Origin of the sequence: Tumebacillus avium (assembly GCF_002162355.1) — a bacterium.
Lineage (GTDB): Bacteria > Bacillota > Bacilli > Tumebacillales > Tumebacillaceae > Tumebacillus_A > Tumebacillus_A avium.
On record NZ_CP021434.1, the window covers coordinates 1492971 to 1509081 of the forward strand.

Sequence of the window (16111 nt, forward strand, 5' to 3'; positions counted from 1 at the left end):
TATGATTATACTTGGAATGTTGCGGTGATTCAAAGGAAAATAAATCACTTTTTATGTATACACAAATGGAGGTTGCTTATGTCAGTTCAAGCCGGATCTTTTGAAGACTTTGTCAGTGACTACGAAACCAAGATGAGCGAGCCGTGGGCGCTGATGCTCTATGACATTCTGTACGCGCAGCTCGGCGGCCTGCTCGATGCCGATGCGAAAACAGCGCTGGTCGTCGGCAGCGGCCTCGGCACGTTTGACCGCTGGCTGGCCGGACGCGGCCTTGAGGTGACAGGAACGGATGTCGCCCCGGCGATGGTCGAATACGCACAGCGACAAGCGGAGCAGGCCGGGCTCTCGATCTCCTACCGCGTCACCGACGTGCTGACCGGCACGATGGAGCAGACGTATGACCTCGTCGTCTGCCACAACGTGCTGGAGTATGTGGCCATGCCCGATTTTGCCGTGGCCAATCTGGCGTCGTGGCTGAAGCCGGGCGGGATGCTCTCGCTGGTGCTGCACAACCCGGTCAGCAAAGCGCTGAAGGCGGCGGTAACCGCTCAAGATCCCTTGAAAGCGCTGGAACTGCTCGACAAGCGCGAGTTCCATTTTGACATGATGAATGCCACCGCCCGCAACTACACGCTGGCCGAAGCGGCGAACTGGCTGCAGCTCTGCGGATTTGACGTCATCGAGCACTACGGAGTGCGCACCGTGTACGACCTGATCCCCAACGAGCCGAAATTTGACCCGGAGTGGCACCAAAAAGCTTTGCAGATGGAGCTGGTACTGGGCACTCGTTCGCCGTATAAAGAGATCGGGATGTTCCACCACCTCATCGCCCGCAAGCGATAGAAAAAGCCTCCCCGAGCGGGAGGCTTTTTGCTATCTGAAAAACCACAGGAACACGCAGATCACAAACAGAGCGATCAACGGCAGCGTCAAGCGTTTGTAGACGAGAAACCGCCCATGGTTCTCAAACGGATTGCGCTGGAACAACTTAACCGACAAGAACCAGCAGAGGAGCGAAAAGACCAACAGCCCAAGGAAGATCAGATATGGCTGACCGCTGCCGACCGGGTCCATGATCGACGGCATGTAGTTGAGGATGGAGAGATAATCCAGCCACGACCTTTCATACGGGTAATCTGACATGATCTCATTGTTTAACACGCCGATGAAGGCATGCCAGCCAAACGTCGCCGTCAGCCCCAGCATCCCCGCCGCCAGCCGGTTGCCTGCAATCGTCGACATCAGGAAACTGACGCTGTACAGAGCCAGCAGTACGCCTGCAAACTGCATGCCCCACTCCACCGCATCGGCCGCCACATACCGCACATCGCCAAACAGCAGGATCCAGCACAGCAGCGCCAGCACGTTCAGCGCGACCGTGACCAGCAGGAACAGTGCGCCAACCGCGTATTTGGAAGTCAAGATCTCCCGGCGGCTGACCGGAAGCGCGGCGAGGAACTCCAGCGTGTTTGTGACGCGGTCATTGGTCAGCATCATCGCGCCGACGCCGATGGCGATAAAGACGGAGAAGATGCTGCTGAACGGTTCGCCGCCGTCCATCATATGATACGCATCCCGCAGCCAGGTCAGCTGCGTCCAGTCCAGCTCATTATACGGCGTCGGCAGCGTCAGCCAGAAAACCAGCGGGCCGAAGATCGCCGGAATGCTGATCACGCAGAAATAGATGAGGAACATAAAGCGGTGGTCCCGCCACTCTTTGTTGAGCAATGTCTTATTCAAGCTGAAACGCTGCATCATGCGCATAGCCCTCCTTCCCCATCATCTGGATGAAGATCTCTTCCAGCGACAGATCGACCGTCTCGACAAAAGCGGGCCGGTGCGCTTCGATCAGGCTCATCACCTCGGCCGCATGGTCCTGCACGACGATCGTCGACACCTTGCCCTGCTCCTGCACACTCAGCACGCCGGGCGCTTGACGAATCGCATCGGGCAGTCCTTCGGAAAACACCGCCTGGATCTTGCGCGTGTTTGCTTTCAGCTCATCGAGCGAGCGCGTGAAGAGCAGCTTCCCTTTCATCAGCACCGCGACATGATCGGCCATCTGCTCCAGATCGTGCAGGTTGTGCGTGGAGAAAAAGACGGTCGTGTCGCCGCTCGCCGCCACTTGCAGCACGAGCTGTTTGAAGTGGTGCTTCATCACCGGATCGAGCCCGCTTGTCGGCTCATCGAGCAGCAGGAGCTTGGGGCGCATCGCGACGGAGATGACGAGGGCGAGCTGTGTTTTCATGCCTTTGGACAGACTTCGCACCCGTTTCTCCGGCGCGATCTTGAACACGTCGAGCAGGTCGCGGCACCGCTTGTCATCCCAGTTCGGATACAGCTTGGCGCAAAAGGCGAGCAGTTCGCTCACTTTATAGTGCGGGAAGAAGTTCTGATAGTCGGCCACATAGCCGACGTCTTTGCGCCAGTCGCCGGACAGTTCGGTGATGCTGCGCCCAAGCACTTCACCTCCGCCCGCTGTCGGCTGCAGCAGTCCAAGCAGCAGGCGGATCAGTGTGCTTTTGCCCGCTCCGTTTGGGCCCATCAGGCCAAAGACGCTGCCGTGCGGGACAGCGAGGTTCAAGCGGTCGAGCGCCCGCTCGCCGTCAAATCGTTTCGTCAATTCATGCGTTTGAATCGCATATCCGCTCATGTCTGCTCCCTCCGTTCCCGGTACCATTCCCGGACCGACTCCTCCAGGATCTCCAAGAGTTCCTCTTCTTCCAGCTGCAAGTAATGCGCTTCGACGAGCATGCGTTCCAGCATCCCTTTGATCACCTGCTTGCGCTCCTCTCTTGATAACGTCATACGCTGTTCCGCCACGAATGTTCCCCGGCCGCGCAAGGTCTCGATGATCCCTTCGCGCTCCAGTTCCTGATACGCTTTGGCGATCGTGTTGTGGTTGATCGTGATCTGGCCGGCCAGTTCCCTGACCGACGGGAGCTTCTCCCCCGGCGTCAGCGTCCCTTTGGCCACCGCCCCTTTGACCCCTTCGATCAGCTGCTGATAGATCGGCATGCTCGATCGCGGGTCGATGTTAAACCACATAGGGCTCCTCCTTCCTGCTCTGTACCGTGTGTCATACGTGTACTATATCATATGGTACACTTTGATGACAAGAAAAAACCACCCGAAATTTTCCAGATGGTCTCCTCCTGCCGCTCAACGGCGGTCATTCCAAAAGTTATGCGGCTTCATGCTGCCTTGCAAGGGACGCAGCTCATACTTCTTTTGCTGCAAATGCTGCAAAATGCGCGGCAGAGCTTCCAGCGTTGCTTGGCGGTCGTGCAAAAGGATCACCGGTGCCGTCTGACCGGCCGTCTGGTCGGCGACTTCCTGCACGATGTCGTCCGGGTGGGGGTTGATGCTGCGCGAGTCGTAGCTGTCCACCGTCCAGTCCCACATGCGGTAACCGGCGTTGACCAGCGCATCGCGGTAGCTTTGCGTCATCCATGGCTTGCTGCCGTACGGTACACGCACCATGTTCGTGCGCAGGCCGGTGACGCGGGTCAAAGCGGCATTGCACGCTTCCATCTCATTGACGACCGCCCATGGCGACGCGTAAATCTGGCTGGCGTTGTGCGTCACGCCATGCAGGGCCAGTCCATGTCCGCTCTGCGCCATGCGTTTGACTTGCGCCGGGTAGTTATCGATGCCGCCTTTCAACATGAAAAAAGTAGCTTTTGCCTCATAGCGGGCCAATGTATCTAAAATTTGTGCGGTGTATTGATTGGGACCGTCATCAAATGTCACATAGGCAATCTTATCGGGAAGTTTCGCTTTTTCAGCCAGGATGATCTGCTTGTTGGCGCTATAGACCTCTTCATCGGTCAGTCGGGCCCGGCTGTCTTTGGCGCGGGCGATCGGGCCATGCGGGGTATAAGAAACGTCATAGCCAAACGTCTCGCCGATGAAGCGAAACGGCACCATGAGTCTGTTTTTCTTCATGAAAAGCGGGAAAGAGGTCGTGACGCCGTCCGCCGTGGTGATCTTCTTGTGCGGAATGTCGATCAGGACGTGTTGGCTTCCGCTGTCGATCCGCACCGTTTCATTGGCAGCGTTGTACTCGACGCGCGCGCCCATCGCTTCCGCAAAAAAGCGCACAGGCAAATAGGTGACGCCTTTGACAACTTCGGGCATCGCATCGGGAAAGTGAACCAGTTTGTCGTTAAACGCGATGGCGACATACTCCGATTGGGTCTGCGCGTGGGCGACCGCAGTGAAGGAGCAGGTCAGGATTATCAGCAGCGTGAGCAACAACAGGATTCTTTGCACCAGATTTTCCCCCTTCGAACTCTCTTTCGCACTCTCTTACTCAATCCTATGAATGAGCGTGATAGAGTAGACCGAAGTTTATTTCCCAGAAAATAAAAATGCCCCTCACCGAAAAGTGAGCGGCATTTTAGCCATTACGCCAACAGTTTGAAAGCGGCGCTGACGAACATTTTCACCCCGCGCTCCAACGCATCTTCGTCGATGTTGAAGTTCGGGTGGTGGTGCGGGAAGTCGGTGCCTTTTTCGGCGTTGCCGGAGCCGGTGTAGAAGAAGCAGCCGGGCGCTTTTTGCTGGAAGGCGGAGAAGTCTTCGCCGCCCATGCTCGGGCGGACGCGGTCGATCGCTTCTGCGCCAAACACTTCCAGCACCGTCTCTTCGATGACGGAGGTCACGTTGTCATCGTTGATCACGGCACGGTAGCCGTTTTCGTAGCGGAAGGTGTACGTTGCGCCGTGCGCGTCACAGATGCCGCGAATGATGCGCTCCATCCGCTGCGGCGCTTCAGCCCGCAGGTTCGGGTCGAAGCTGCGCACGGTGCCTTGCATCTCCACCGTGCCCGGGATGACGTTGTGTGTCGTGCCGCCGTGGAACTGGGTGACGGAGACGACGAGGTTGTCGAGCGGGTCGATGTTGCGCGAGACGATGTGCTGCAAGTTGGTGACGACTTGCGCCCCGATGGCGATCGAGTCGACCGTCTGCTGCGGGACGGCTGCGTGGCCGCCGACGCCGTGGATCGTGATCCAGAACGTGTCGGGCGCGGCCATCGTCGGGCCGTAGGAGATGCCGACTTTCCCGGTGTCCATCGACGACCAGAGATGCTGGCCGATCACCATGTCGACGCCTTCCATGACGCCGGCGTGGACCATGTCCTCCGCTCCGCCCGGCTGCACTTCTTCGGCGTGCTGGAACAGGAAGCGGATCTCGCCGTGGATCTCGTCTTGCAGTTCGGAGAGGATCTTCGCGGTGCCGAGCAGCATCGAGGTGTGGCCGTCGTGACCGCAGGCGTGCATGACGCCCGGATTTTTCGATTTGTATTCGAGGTCGTTCGCCTCTTCGATCGGCAGCGCGTCCATGTCGGCGCGGATGGCGAGGACTTTGCCCGGCTTGGCACCGATCAGGCGGGCCATGACGCTGTTTGGCGTCGGGCGGGACAGTTCGAGATTGTTGAACGTCTGCAGAGTTTCGTAGACGAACTGGGCAGTTTTTTCTTCATGGAAAGACAACTCGGGGTGTTGGTGCAGGTAGCGGCGCCAGGAGATGACCTGATCTTTGACGCTGTCCACCAGTTGGTTGACGTTGACTGTTTGCACGGGCAGACCCTCCATCTTTGTCGTTTCGATTGTCTGTTTCTGGTACATGTGTATGTGTCAAATTATAACGGCATCCGTTTATTTGGAATAGAGACAATCTTCTTAAAACGGTCGTCGTGGAGGTACAAGAGCGACGTGGCCGACACGTCGAGCGCGCCAAAGCCGGACAGCACGGCCTGACGGAGGCGCTCGGCCGCCTGCTCGCCGACCGGGAAGTTCTGGTGCGGATCGGTGCTTTCGATGGCGTAGGCCATGTCTTTGTGCAGGATGCTCATTTTGGAAAACACTTCGTCGTGGCGGCCGTCGATCATCTTCTGGCCTTTGTCTTTCAGGTTGCGGATGGCAAAGCCGGTCGCTTCCAGCGTGTCGACGACCTGCTGCAGGTCGAGCCCGAATCCTTGCGCCATGCCAACCGCTTCGCCAAGCGCTACGAGCATCGTGCCGGTGAACAAGTTGTACATGAGCTTGAACCGCGTGCCGGAGCCGGTCGGGCCGAAGTGAAACTGCTGGGAGGAGATCGCCGACAGCACCGGGCGGATCGTTTCAATCGCGTCAGGGTTGCCGCCGAGAAACAGGTTTAGCGTCCCCGCTTCCGCCCCGGCGCGGTTGCCGGTGGTCGGGCTGTCGATCGGGATCAGGCCCTGATCGAGCAGAGCATCGCGCCACGCTTCGATGCACGGGACGGACAAGGTCGAGCACTCCAGCCCGACCGTGCCCGGCGCAGCGCCGTGGATCGCGCCGTTTGGGCCAAACCAGACCGCCTGGTGCGCCGCATCATCGGTGATCACGGAAAGGATGAGATCAGTGCCTTGCGCCGCTTCGGCCGGTGTGGCGCAGATGACATCATTTTCTGTGGCGAGGTTCTGCACTGTCTGGAGCGTGCGGTTGTAGAGGCGGAGCGGAAAGCCTGCCTTTTGCAGATTTTTGATCATGCCCTGCCCCATCATCCCCGCTCCGAGAATCGCAACGGTTGGCAGCTTTTGCGTGTTCATGCAGAGATCACCCCTTTGCCGGAAGCAGGTCGTTGTAGAGATCCGGGATTTTGTCCTCGCCCGTCACTTGGCGACGCCACTGGCGGACATAGTCGCGGCGCAACAGGATCACCGTTTTCAACAGCTCGCGGAAGGCATCGTTGTGCAGGGTCAGATGCTCGCTCCACGTGTTGTCGGTCAGGATGTGCAGGTCGTCTTTGACAGCGATGAGATGCGTGGTGTCCATGCGGCGCAAGATGGTGGAAAAGAGCTGAAGGTACGCTTGCTGTCCCTCCCGCTCTTCGCCCAAGGAGAACATCAGGCAAAGCAGCGCGTAACGGTAGGACGGCAGAATATGCTGCGATTCCAGCGATCTTTGGTTCAGGCGCTCCAACATCTCCTCGGTCGAGACTTCCGTACCTTCGAAGCCAAGGTGGACGAGCATCGAAGACTTCAGAATCCTGATAATATCCAGCTCCGGAATCTCGACGGTGCCAAACAGTTCGCGCGCCTCGGTCAACGTGGCGATCGTTTCAGGATCTAAGATGTGCGCCAGACGCGGGTCGTGCCGTTTGTGGTAGACGCTGTAGTAGCCGATCACGCCGTCCTCTGCGCTGCGGAACTGGGTGCGCAGGCATTCGAGGATCAATTTGATGTAGTGGTAGCGCACTTCCGGACGGAAATACGCCCCTTTGCTCAGCCCGCTCCACTGCGGGTGCAGAAACGTGTTGGAGATCTGATGCACCATCACGTTAAACATCTGCGTCTTGTCAAAAGCGTCCCGGTTCACAGGCTCGACGCGGAACGACTCGTAGACCGGGAAGTTTTGCGCCAGACGGATGTCGCGGGAGAAGAAGCCGCTGGCATTGCTCAGGTCGGAAACGAGCGCCACCGTCGAGTTGAACTGCGGATGGTGCTGTTTCAGGTAGGACTCGAGGTTTTTCAGCCACGGGTCATTCTGATACTCCAGCGTGGTATGAACCACAAAGTCGATGTCGGAGAACAGGCGCAGTTCCCCGTCTTCCGTCCAGCGGACAGAAGGCTCTTGGCGGGCGAGCGATCCGCCGGTGTAGACGACGGCCGGGATGTTTTGCGCTTGGAACAGGCTGCGAATGATCTCGAAGTACTCGTGCAGAACATGGTTGAGTTCCGATTGGACGTCTTCGTTCAGGAAGACGGAGTTCTGGCATACGTTATGCGGTGCAGTCATGAGGGTCCCTCCTGGGATGAAATTTGTAAACTCTTTGCGGAAGTTTTACACAATTGACCTTGCTGGTTTATGTTGGTGTATAATTATAAACAAAATTAAACCTGTGAAAACATTTATACCAGCGGCGTTACTTAAAGTCAACTATAAAATCGGTCACTCGTCCCTCAATTCGAAACTAACGCCGCCCTGTGGTAAGATAATGGAAAGTTCTTGGAACGGAGAGGGGTCACACACCATGCTGGACGAGTCATTGCGGAAGTTGGCGGGGATGGAGCTGGAGAGCCTGTCTGACGCCGAGCTGTTGAAGCTGCATGCGCAGATGCTCCAGTGGCAAAGCCAGCTGCAGCACCTGGTCGACGACGTGGCCGGGCTGCGTGCTGAAAAGTGGTGGCAACAGCTGCCACAGGGCGATGCACGGACGATACGACTGTTGCTGAAGGGCGGACGCTTAACCGCCGAACTGCTGAAAAGCCTCCCTGCACTCTCCCACTTGATGCTGCTCGTCGACATCGAGAGTCCGGACGTGGTGCGGCTCTGGGCCCGCATGTCGCCGGAGCTGCGGGCAGAACGGATCGAGGAATTGCACACGGCGATCTCCCACACCGAAGTGCGCCGGACGACATCGCAGCGGGAAGACGCGGAGGAAAACCGCCTGCTCGCCTACGACGTGCTGGGACTGACGGCGAGCGCTTCGTGGGCGGATGTGAAAAAGAAGTATCGGGAGCTGGCCGCACACCACCACCCTGACCAAGGCGGCGATGCGGCCGTGTTCAAAGCGGTGCAGCGGGCATATCGGCTCTTAGAAGGACGGTATCTGTAAACGGGGAGGCTGAAACGGAGTGAACGAAGAGTTGAAGTTCGAGACGAGAGCAGTCCACGCGGGACGCACGGCCGACCCGGCAACAGGTGCGGTTGCGCAGCCGATCTATCTGTCGACGACGTTTGAACGGGAAGCGGACGGCAGCTTTCCGGCCGGGTATGTCTATTCGCGCAGCGCCAACCCCAACCGGGCGGCGTTGGAGACCTGTATGAGTTCATTAGAAGAGGGCGCGTCGGCCATCGCTTTTGCTTCCGGCTCGGCGGCGACGATGAGCGTATTCCAAGCCTTGTCCCCCGGCGCCCACGTGATCGCGCCGGAAGACGTGTATTATGGAACCAAACTGCAGCTCCAAGACATCTTCGCCCGCTGGGGGCTCCAAGCCAGCTTTATCGATATGAGCGATCTCGAAGCGCTGAAAGCCGCCTGCCGTCCGAACACGGAACTGGTCTGGATCGAGACGCCTTCCAATCCCCTGCTGAAAATCACCGACATCTCCGCCGTCGCTGCCATTGCCCATGAAGCGGGCGCACGCGTGGTTGTCGATAACACCTGGGCCACGCCGCTGCTCCAGTCGCCTTTTGAGCTGGGAGCCGATCTGATCATGCATTCCAGCACCAAGTACCTCGGCGGGCACAGCGACGTGCTGGGCGGTGTGCTGGTGGCGAAAGTCGAAGATGACTTCACTCGCAGCATCCGCGCCCTCCAAGGCGCAGGCGGTGCCGTGCCGTCACCCTTCGACTGCTGGCTGGTATTGCGCGGCATCCAGACCCTGCCCTGGCGCATGCGTGCCCACTCCGACAATGCGGGTCGCGTCGCTCAGTTTCTGCAGGAACATCCGCGCGTGGAACGCGTCTTTTACCCCGGCCTCCCCGAACATCCCGGGCATGAGATCGCAGCAGGCCAGATGAAAGGCTTCGGCGGCATGCTGTCCGTGCAGATCACAGGCGGTGCCGATGCTGCGATGAGCGTCGCGGCACGAGTCCAGATTTTCACCCGCGCCACATCGCTTGGCGGCACGGAAAGCCTGCTCGAACACCGCGCCTCAATCGAAGGGCCGGCCAGCAAAACGCCTCCCAATCTGCTCCGCGTGTCGGTCGGGCTGGAGCATGCGGACGACCTGATCGCCGATCTGGAACAAGCGCTGCGCTAAGCAAAAAGAACCTTGGCTACTGCCCAAGGTTCTTTTTTATGAAGCGGTGCGGCATCAGTTGCAACAGTCCGATCAGAATCCCGATGGCAAACGGACAGAGGCTTAACATCTGCACCGCCTGATGAGCGTCAAAAATCGCCGCAAACGTCGTCGCCAGCGCCATACCGGTGATCGTGCCGATCGAAGCGAGCGCCTGGTCGACCGAAAACACATCGGCCGTATCCCCTGTGCGTGCGGTCTCCTGCTGCACATAAGTCACCGAGGCATTATCCTCCAGCCCGTTGCCAATCCCCAGCAAAAAGACCATCGGGAGTGCTGCCCATAGCCTTTCCGAACCGCCGAAACTAAATACGCAAAGCGACGCCATGATCATCGCGCCGGAGTACACCCGCAGCGGCGCAAACTTTTTCTGCAAATTCGGCCCCAGCAGCGTCCCCAGCATCAAGCCCCCGCCCAGCGCCGACATGATGTAGCCGTACGCGATCTCCGCATCGGGATACAAGTCTTCCGCCAGCACCGGAAACAAAGCATTCAGCGCCCCGCCGTAGCCGAGGTTGGAGATGCAGGTGCCAAGCAGCAGGAAAAAGAGCATCTTGCGGCTCCACAGATTTTGCAAGATCGCAAACTGCTGCCGCCACGTGCGTTTCGGTTCGTTCTCCCCTTCCACCGACTTCTGTTTCACCGGCTGTACCTTGATCCGCATCAGCATCAGGGCAGACACCAGAAACGTCAGCGCACTAAACACAATCCCCGCCTCTATCCCGAAAAACGCAAACGCCACCCCGCCGATCGCCGGACCGATCAGCATCATCAATTGGTTGGCCACGCCGATGTACGAGTTCGCCCGCGCCAGCACTTCCTGCGGCACCAGCGACGGAATCAGCGCAAACTTCCCCGGATTAAAAAACGCCGTCGCCGACGAGATCACAATCGTCAGCAGATACATCGCCAAGGGCGTATCGGTCAACAAAAACCCCAGCATCGCCACCGCCCGCACCAGATCGGACTCGATCATCACCCGCAGCAAGGAGCGCTGCCCGATCACTTTCCCGACCAATGGAGCCAACAGGATCAGCGGAAGCAGCCGGCAGGAGATCAAGATCCCCACCGCCACCGGGTCTGCTGTCATCTGGTACACCAAGAGCGGGATCAAAATATAACTCGACCATGTCCCCAACGCCGTGATCAACTGCCCGCCAAACAGCCACGCAAACCCTCTGTTTTGAAAAGGAATCCGCCATTCCGCCTGCATGTGCCTCACCCCACAGATTTGATATGCATCTAATTCGAACAACATCTAATTAGATAATATTCAAATCCCCTCTCTCTGTCAATTCCCACCAGCAAAGAAAATCTGTTCAGGGAATCCCCCGACCATTTCGGGGAATCTCCCGATATCGAATCTCCCTCCCGCCTCCTATACTGAAGACATCAAAGAAAACAACAACGGGAGGCTACACACTATGTTCTGCTACCAATGTGAACAAACGGCAAAAGGCGGTTGCAAAGTCATCGGCGTCTGCGGCAAAAACGAAGAGATCGCATCGCTGCAAGACACGATGATTTTTGCGCTGAAAGGCATCGCGGCATACGCAACACATGCCCGCCAGCTCGGCTACTATGATGAAGAGGTCAACCGCATCACCCATGAAGCGCTGTACATGACCTTGACCAACTCCAACTTCAACCTGCAAGAGCACATCGACATGGCGATGAAAGTTGGCTCTGCGGCGATCCGCGTGATGGAAATGCTCGATGAAGCGCACACCAAACACTTCGGCATTCCGCAGCCGGTCACCGTCTCGCAAAACAAGATCGAAGGCCACGCCATCGTCGTCACCGGCCACAACCTCTATGCACTCGAAGAACTGCTCAAGCAGACTGCAGGCAAAGGCATCAACATCTACACCCACTCGGAAATGCTGCCCGCGCACGGTTATCCGGCGCTGAAACAATACACCCACCTGAAAGGCAACATCGGCAAAGCCTGGCACGACCAACGCCGACTGTTCGAAGAATTCCCCGGCGCGATCCTTGCAACCACGAACTGTGTCATGCCGATCCGCGGCACCTATGCAGACCGCTTCTTCTCGTATGAAGTGGCCGGCTTGGAGAACGTTGCAAAGATTGAGAACGATGACTTCTCTCCCCTGATTGAAAAAGCGCTCTCTCTCGCACCGGCGGAAATCGATTCTGACCTCACTCTGACAACCGGTTTCCATCATGAAACTGTGATCGGTCTCGCCCCGGAGATCATCGAAGCGGTCAAAGCTGGCAAGATCAGACGCTTCTTTGTCATCGCAGGCTGTGACGCACCGGGCCCGGGCGGCAACTACTATCGGGAACTGGCGCAAAGCCTCCCGCACGACACGGTCATTCTGACCACCTCCTGCGGCAAGTTCCGCTTTAACGACATCGATTTCGGCACCATCGACGGCACCATCCCGCGCTACATCGACCTCGGCCAATGCAACAACTCGGTCTCGACCGTGAAAATTGCCCTCGCCCTCTCCGATGCATTCGGCGTGCCGGTCAACGAACTGCCAGTCTCGATCGTGCTCTCCTGGTTTGAGCAAAAAGCGGTCGCCATTCTCCTCGGCCTCTTCTCGCTGGGCATCCAAGATGTCCGCATCGGTCCTAAGCCGCCGGAGTTCATCTCCGAAGGCGTGATGAACGTGCTGGTCGAAAACTTTGGCTTAAAACTTGTGACCACTCCGGAGCAAGACCTGCTGGAAATGCTCCCGATGGTCCAGTAAAAATAAACCACTTTCCTCTTTCCACAAAAAACCCCGCCACTCACTGTGGCGGGGTTTTGCTGTCCGTTATTTCCCGATCTTTTTCATCGCCGCATCCAGCAGCACCGCTACCCCGGCGCGCTGAGCCTGATCTTTCGGCAGGAACGGCTTGTCTCCAAACGCATCGACGATCAGGCCTTGCTTGATCGCCAGATGCACATCTTTTTCCGCCCATGAGCTTGGCGCGTTTTGCATCCAGAGGTCCTTTTGCGTGGCTGCCACGCCGTTTTTGGCGAGGACGCGGGCGAGAATCGCGATGACCTGCTCTTCGGTGACCGGGTCGTTGCCGCCAAATTGCGTCGCAGAATAGCCGGCCATATAGCCTGCGCTGACCACCGAACCGGCAAAGCTGTCATACCACGAACCTTTAGCATCGCTGAACGTATGCTTGCCTGCAGGCAGCGCAAACGCTTGGGTCAGCACCGCCGCCAGCTCGGCGCGGGTCATCGTTTTGCTGGGGTTAAAGAAGCGCGACGTGCCGACAACTTCGCCGCTCATCACGCCTTTTTGTTTTAAGTTGGCAATCGCCTGATAGGCATAGTTATCGTTAAATACGTCGACATAACCGGACGTGGTGACAGAAGAAGCGTCACGCTTGCGCACGATCACCGCATTGGGAACTTCCCGGCCCGGCGTGGTCAGATAGCTGCCGTTCGCATACAATCCTGCCGTCGCGCCACTGTCCATGCCGACGGCGTGCGTCATCTTCAGCGCTTTGGCCACATCGGCCAATTCATAGACCGAGACGTTCGGCACGGTGGCAAAGACGAGACGGTTGTCAGAACGCCAGCCGATAAAGGTGCGGGTCGAGCGGGAGGTGCGCGACGTCTGTTTCGGGTCGGTAAACTTCTCAGCAGCCGGATCGACCACCACCGCGCCGCCCGAGACGAGCAGCGGACCGCCGCCCATCATGTTGCCGATCGCATCGACGTTCATCGGTTTGCCCGACGAGCTGCGATAGGTGATCTTGTACGACGCCTTCTCACCGACGCTAAACGCATTGGCCGAAGACAAGACGTTGGCGCCAAAATGCACAAGATAGCCGTTCGAAGGAATCGCCGTGTCGCCATTTACGATCTTGCTGACGACGCCGTTTTGCACGACCACCGTTTTGCCGCTCGCTGGCAGCGCGCGTTTCTTCGCGTCCGGCGTCAGGATCGAAATCGCGCTGGCGTTGTCGTAGTAGTGGTTGATGCCCCACGCCGTCCAGTTGTTCGGCCAGCTCCACGAGCCGCCGGTGCTGCCTTCGATCGACGGATACATCCGGCCGAAAAACGGCTTGTTCAGCGCATTGATGCCAAACACCGCGCCGAAACTGCCGTTGTGCATAAACTTCCCGTTCGTGCGCACCACCGTCAGCGGCTGGCCGTCCGAATAAGCGTTGAAATAGCCGCCGTTGATCGCGGCAAACGCGCCGTTGCGCTGGGCGAGCGCAGCCAAAGGTTCGGTCTCGCCAACTTTGTTCTCCGACGAGACCGCTTTGACCTCGAGGTTGGGATCGTTCAGGTTGATATACACGAGCTGGACCGTCCGCCCCAGCACCGTCTGCGTGCTGGGCGCGACCCCGGCATACGCAGCCTGTGCTGCTGTCGGCACGCCTGCGACGATCAGAGCTGCCAACAGTGCCGCCGCCACTTTTTGTTTCATGTTGCACCTCCAAAATGTTACCCCTTGCCCGTACTCTTTTCGCCGCCCGCCGCCAAAGCCCTGCTATCCGTTCAGCTCGGCGCGCAGCCCGTTGCGGCGGCGGCTGAGGTCGATGAACTCGCGGTCCAGCTCCCCCTTTTTCACCGCATCCAGCACGGTGCTCAGCTCCCAGGACAGCTGCGCCAAACGGGTCTCAATCTGCAAAATTTCATCTTTCAGGAGCTGCTTGTTCTGCTTCTGTTCTTTCTTGCCCTTGCCCGGCTGCTTTGGCGACTTCTGCTCCTGCTGACGCTCCCAATACTCTTTGAAGCCGTACGGGTGCACAGTCAGTTTGCCGTCGCGCAGCTCCCAGACTTTGTTGGTCAGCTTTTCGAGGAAATAGCGGTCGTGTGACGCGCAGATCACCGCGCCCGGATAGTCGGAGAGCGCTTCCTCCACTTTTTCTCGCGTTACGATGTCCAAGTGATTGGACGGCTCGTCGAGCACCAGCGTGTTCGTGCGCGAGAGGATCAGCTTGACGAACACATAACGCACGCGCTCGCCATAGCTCAGCGTGGACAGCTTGCGGAACACTTCGTCATCCCGGAACAGGAAACTGCCGAGGAAGATGCGTGCCGTGGTGCGGTCCATCCCGTCGAGCTGGAGCAGGTCGTCGAGCAGGCTGCGCTCCAGATTCAAAGTGGCAAAGACTTGGTCAAAATACCCCAAGTTCGCCGTCGGCGTGACCCGGAGCTGACCCTCCTGCGGTGCCAGCTCGCCAGTGAACATTTTCAAAAGCGTGGTCTTGCCGGCGCCATTTGGGCCGATCAGCGCGATCCGGTCCTGTTTTTCCACTTCAAAATTCACATCGGTCAGCAAGCGGCGCTCCTCGTAGCCAAACGAGATCTCTTCACCGCGCACCAGCACCGGGCGCTCCGCTTCCTCGATGTCGAGAAAGCGGACTTTGGCAACGAGACGCTGTTCCGGCTTCTCCTCCGGCTCCATGTCGTCGAGGCGGCGCTGCATCGCTTTGACGGTGCTGTGCGTTTTTAAAACGCGGGCCTGGTCGATCGCTTTGAGGTGGCGGGCGAAAGAGTCGGTCGCTTTGCGCCCTTTGGCCCCTTTGGCTGCCCATTGCTGTTTGCGGGTGATCGCTTCTTCGAGGCGGCCTTTTTCTTTCAGGTATTCGCTGTACTCCTGCTCGATGCGCTCCCGTTCGCTTTCCACCCAGGCGGCATAGTGGGTGTAGTTGCCGGGGAACGCGGTCAGCTTGCCTTTTTTCAGCTCCCAGGTGGTGTTCGTCACTTCGTCGAGGAAGCGGCGGTCATGGGAGATGACGACCAAGGCGACTTTGAGCTTCTTCAGCGTTTTCTCCAGCCAGCGCACCGCGTCGAGATCGAGGTGGTTGGTCGGCTCGTCGAGCAAGAGCAGCTCTGGACGAACGCTGAGCGCGGCGAGCAGCGCGATCTTGGTCTGCTCCCCGCCGCTCAAGCTCTCCACCGGGCGCTCCCAGACATGGTCGCCGACGCCAAGCTCCTTGGCGATCTCCAGATTGGGCAGAACGTCCTGACGGGCGAACCAGTCGGTCACTTTCAGGCTCCCGTCCCCTTCCATCGACTGCGGGATATAGCCGGTGATGCAGGAGGTGAGCAAGGTGCCGCTCTCCGGCTCGTCAACGCCGGCCAGCATGCGCATCAGCGTCGACTTCCCTTCCCCGTTTGGCCCGATCAGGCCGATGCGGTCCCCGCTGCGAATCTCCAGATCCACGTGTTGAATCAATTCCTTTGTACCGATCGACTGGTACAACTCATGTGCTTGTAAAAGTACCATCATAAGTGTAGGTCACTCCCTGTTTTGCAAATTTGACAACAGAGCCCTACATACAAAAAAACCGTGGGTGCAGATGCGCCCACGGCAAAACAGACAGATTCCCGGTCAAGGCGAATCGGTTTGT

14 protein-coding genes are annotated in these 16111 nt (G+C 58.3%); 4 read left to right on the forward strand and 10 right to left on the reverse strand.

Features of this window, described 5'->3' with window-relative positions:
• The first annotated feature begins 78 nt into the window (after nt 1-78).
• The gene (locus CBW65_RS06790) at nt 79-843 is read left to right on the forward strand and encodes a class I SAM-dependent methyltransferase (protein ID WP_087456220.1); all 765 of its coding nucleotides are present in this window, start codon (nt 79-81) and stop codon (nt 841-843) included.
• Nucleotides 844-873: 30 nt separating this feature from the next.
• On the opposite strand, the gene CBW65_RS06795 is transcribed toward CBW65_RS06790, so the two are convergent.
• The 7 genes from CBW65_RS06795 to CBW65_RS06825 all read right to left on the reverse strand — a co-directional run bounded on the left by CBW65_RS06795 (nt 874) and on the right by CBW65_RS06825 (nt 7766).
• Nucleotides 874-1758: an ABC transporter permease gene (locus tag CBW65_RS06795; protein ID WP_157721815.1), complete on the reverse strand. Its 885-nt coding sequence runs from the start codon at nt 1756-1758 to the stop codon at nt 874-876.
• Nucleotides 1733-2653, reverse strand: a complete 921-nt coding sequence (locus tag CBW65_RS06800; protein WP_198299773.1) for an ABC transporter ATP-binding protein — start codon at nt 2651-2653, stop codon at nt 1733-1735. Before CBW65_RS06800 ends, CBW65_RS06795 begins: the two co-directional genes overlap by 26 nt.
• A complete protein-coding gene (locus CBW65_RS06805; RefSeq protein WP_087456223.1) occupies nt 2650-3048 on the reverse strand; it encodes a GntR family transcriptional regulator in 399 nt (132 codons plus the stop codon). The genes CBW65_RS06800 and CBW65_RS06805 overlap by 4 nt, the downstream gene beginning before the upstream one ends.
• 114 nt (nt 3049-3162) lie before the next feature.
• Entirely contained in the window at nt 3163-4275 is a 1113-nt protein-coding gene (locus CBW65_RS06810; RefSeq protein WP_087456224.1) for a polysaccharide deacetylase family protein, read from the reverse strand.
• 134 nt (nt 4276-4409) lie between these two features.
• Complete coding sequence (locus tag CBW65_RS06815; RefSeq protein WP_232463456.1) at nt 4410-5585, reverse strand: M20 family metallopeptidase; 1176 nt, start codon at nt 5583-5585, stop codon at nt 4410-4412.
• Between the two features lie 62 nt (nt 5586-5647).
• The gene (locus tag CBW65_RS06820) at nt 5648-6577 is read right to left on the reverse strand and encodes an NAD(P)-dependent oxidoreductase (protein WP_087456225.1); all 930 of its coding nucleotides are present in this window, start codon (nt 6575-6577) and stop codon (nt 5648-5650) included.
• A 7-nt stretch (nt 6578-6584) separates the two neighbouring features.
• Complete coding sequence (locus CBW65_RS06825) at nt 6585-7766, reverse strand: nucleotidyltransferase family protein (RefSeq protein ID WP_157721816.1); 1182 nt, start codon at nt 7764-7766, stop codon at nt 6585-6587.
• A gap of 235 nt (nt 7767-8001) precedes the next feature.
• Between CBW65_RS06825 and CBW65_RS24120 the strand changes: the two genes are divergently transcribed.
• A complete protein-coding gene (locus CBW65_RS24120) occupies nt 8002-8586 on the forward strand; it encodes a DnaJ domain-containing protein (RefSeq protein WP_157721817.1) in 585 nt (194 codons plus the stop codon).
• Nucleotides 8587-8605: 19 nt separating this feature from the next.
• Nucleotides 8606-9736: a trans-sulfuration enzyme family protein gene (locus CBW65_RS06835; protein WP_198299774.1), complete on the forward strand. Its 1131-nt coding sequence runs from the start codon at nt 8606-8608 to the stop codon at nt 9734-9736.
• Nucleotides 9737-9752: 16 nt separating this feature from the next.
• On the opposite strand, the gene CBW65_RS06840 is transcribed toward CBW65_RS06835, so the two are convergent.
• Nucleotides 9753-10988 (reverse strand): MFS transporter, encoded by a 1236-nt coding sequence (locus tag CBW65_RS06840; protein WP_157721818.1) that lies wholly within the window; start codon nt 10986-10988, stop codon nt 9753-9755.
• Between the two features lie 211 nt (nt 10989-11199).
• Between CBW65_RS06840 and hcp the strand changes: the two genes are divergently transcribed.
• Complete coding sequence (hcp, locus tag CBW65_RS06845; protein WP_087456229.1) at nt 11200-12492, forward strand: hydroxylamine reductase; 1293 nt, start codon at nt 11200-11202, stop codon at nt 12490-12492.
• Between the two features lie 66 nt (nt 12493-12558).
• On the opposite strand, the gene CBW65_RS06850 is transcribed toward hcp, so the two are convergent.
• Together CBW65_RS06850 and abc-f are read right to left on the reverse strand one after the other, a co-directional pair.
• Nucleotides 12559-14178: a phosphodiester glycosidase family protein gene (locus tag CBW65_RS06850; RefSeq protein ID WP_087456230.1), complete on the reverse strand. Its 1620-nt coding sequence runs from the start codon at nt 14176-14178 to the stop codon at nt 12559-12561.
• A 63-nt stretch (nt 14179-14241) separates the two neighbouring features.
• Nucleotides 14242-15990 (reverse strand): ribosomal protection-like ABC-F family protein, encoded by a 1749-nt coding sequence (gene abc-f, locus CBW65_RS06855; protein ID WP_087456231.1) that lies wholly within the window; start codon nt 15988-15990, stop codon nt 14242-14244.
• Nucleotides 15991-16111: the final 121 nt, after the last annotated feature.

Bases quoted from the DNA above. Each gene is read 5' to 3' on its own strand.
- CBW65_RS06790 (WP_087456220.1), top strand. From the start codon at position 79: ATGTCAGTTCAAGCCGGATCTTTTGAAGACTTTGTCAGTGACTACGAA.
- CBW65_RS06795 (WP_157721815.1), bottom strand. From the start codon at position 1,758: ATGATGCAGCGTTTCAGCTTGAATAAGACATTGCTCAACAAAGAGTGG.
- CBW65_RS06800 (WP_198299773.1), bottom strand. From the start codon at position 2,653: ATGAGCGGATATGCGATTCAAACGCATGAATTGACGAAACGATTTGAC.
- CBW65_RS06805 (WP_087456223.1), bottom strand. From the start codon at position 3,048: ATGTGGTTTAACATCGACCCGCGATCGAGCATGCCGATCTATCAGCAG.
- CBW65_RS06820 (WP_087456225.1), bottom strand. From the start codon at position 6,577: ATGAACACGCAAAAGCTGCCAACCGTTGCGATTCTCGGAGCGGGGATG.
- CBW65_RS06825 (WP_157721816.1), bottom strand. From the start codon at position 7,766: ATGACTGCACCGCATAACGTATGCCAGAACTCCGTCTTCCTGAACGAA.
- CBW65_RS24120 (WP_157721817.1), top strand. From the start codon at position 8,002: ATGCTGGACGAGTCATTGCGGAAGTTGGCGGGGATGGAGCTGGAGAGC.
- CBW65_RS06840 (WP_157721818.1), bottom strand. From the start codon at position 10,988: ATGCAGGCGGAATGGCGGATTCCTTTTCAAAACAGAGGGTTTGCGTGG.
- hcp (WP_087456229.1), top strand. From the start codon at position 11,200: ATGTTCTGCTACCAATGTGAACAAACGGCAAAAGGCGGTTGCAAAGTC.
- CBW65_RS06850 (WP_087456230.1), bottom strand. From the start codon at position 14,178: ATGAAACAAAAAGTGGCGGCGGCACTGTTGGCAGCTCTGATCGTCGCA.
- abc-f (WP_087456231.1), bottom strand. From the start codon at position 15,990: ATGATGGTACTTTTACAAGCACATGAGTTGTACCAGTCGATCGGTACA.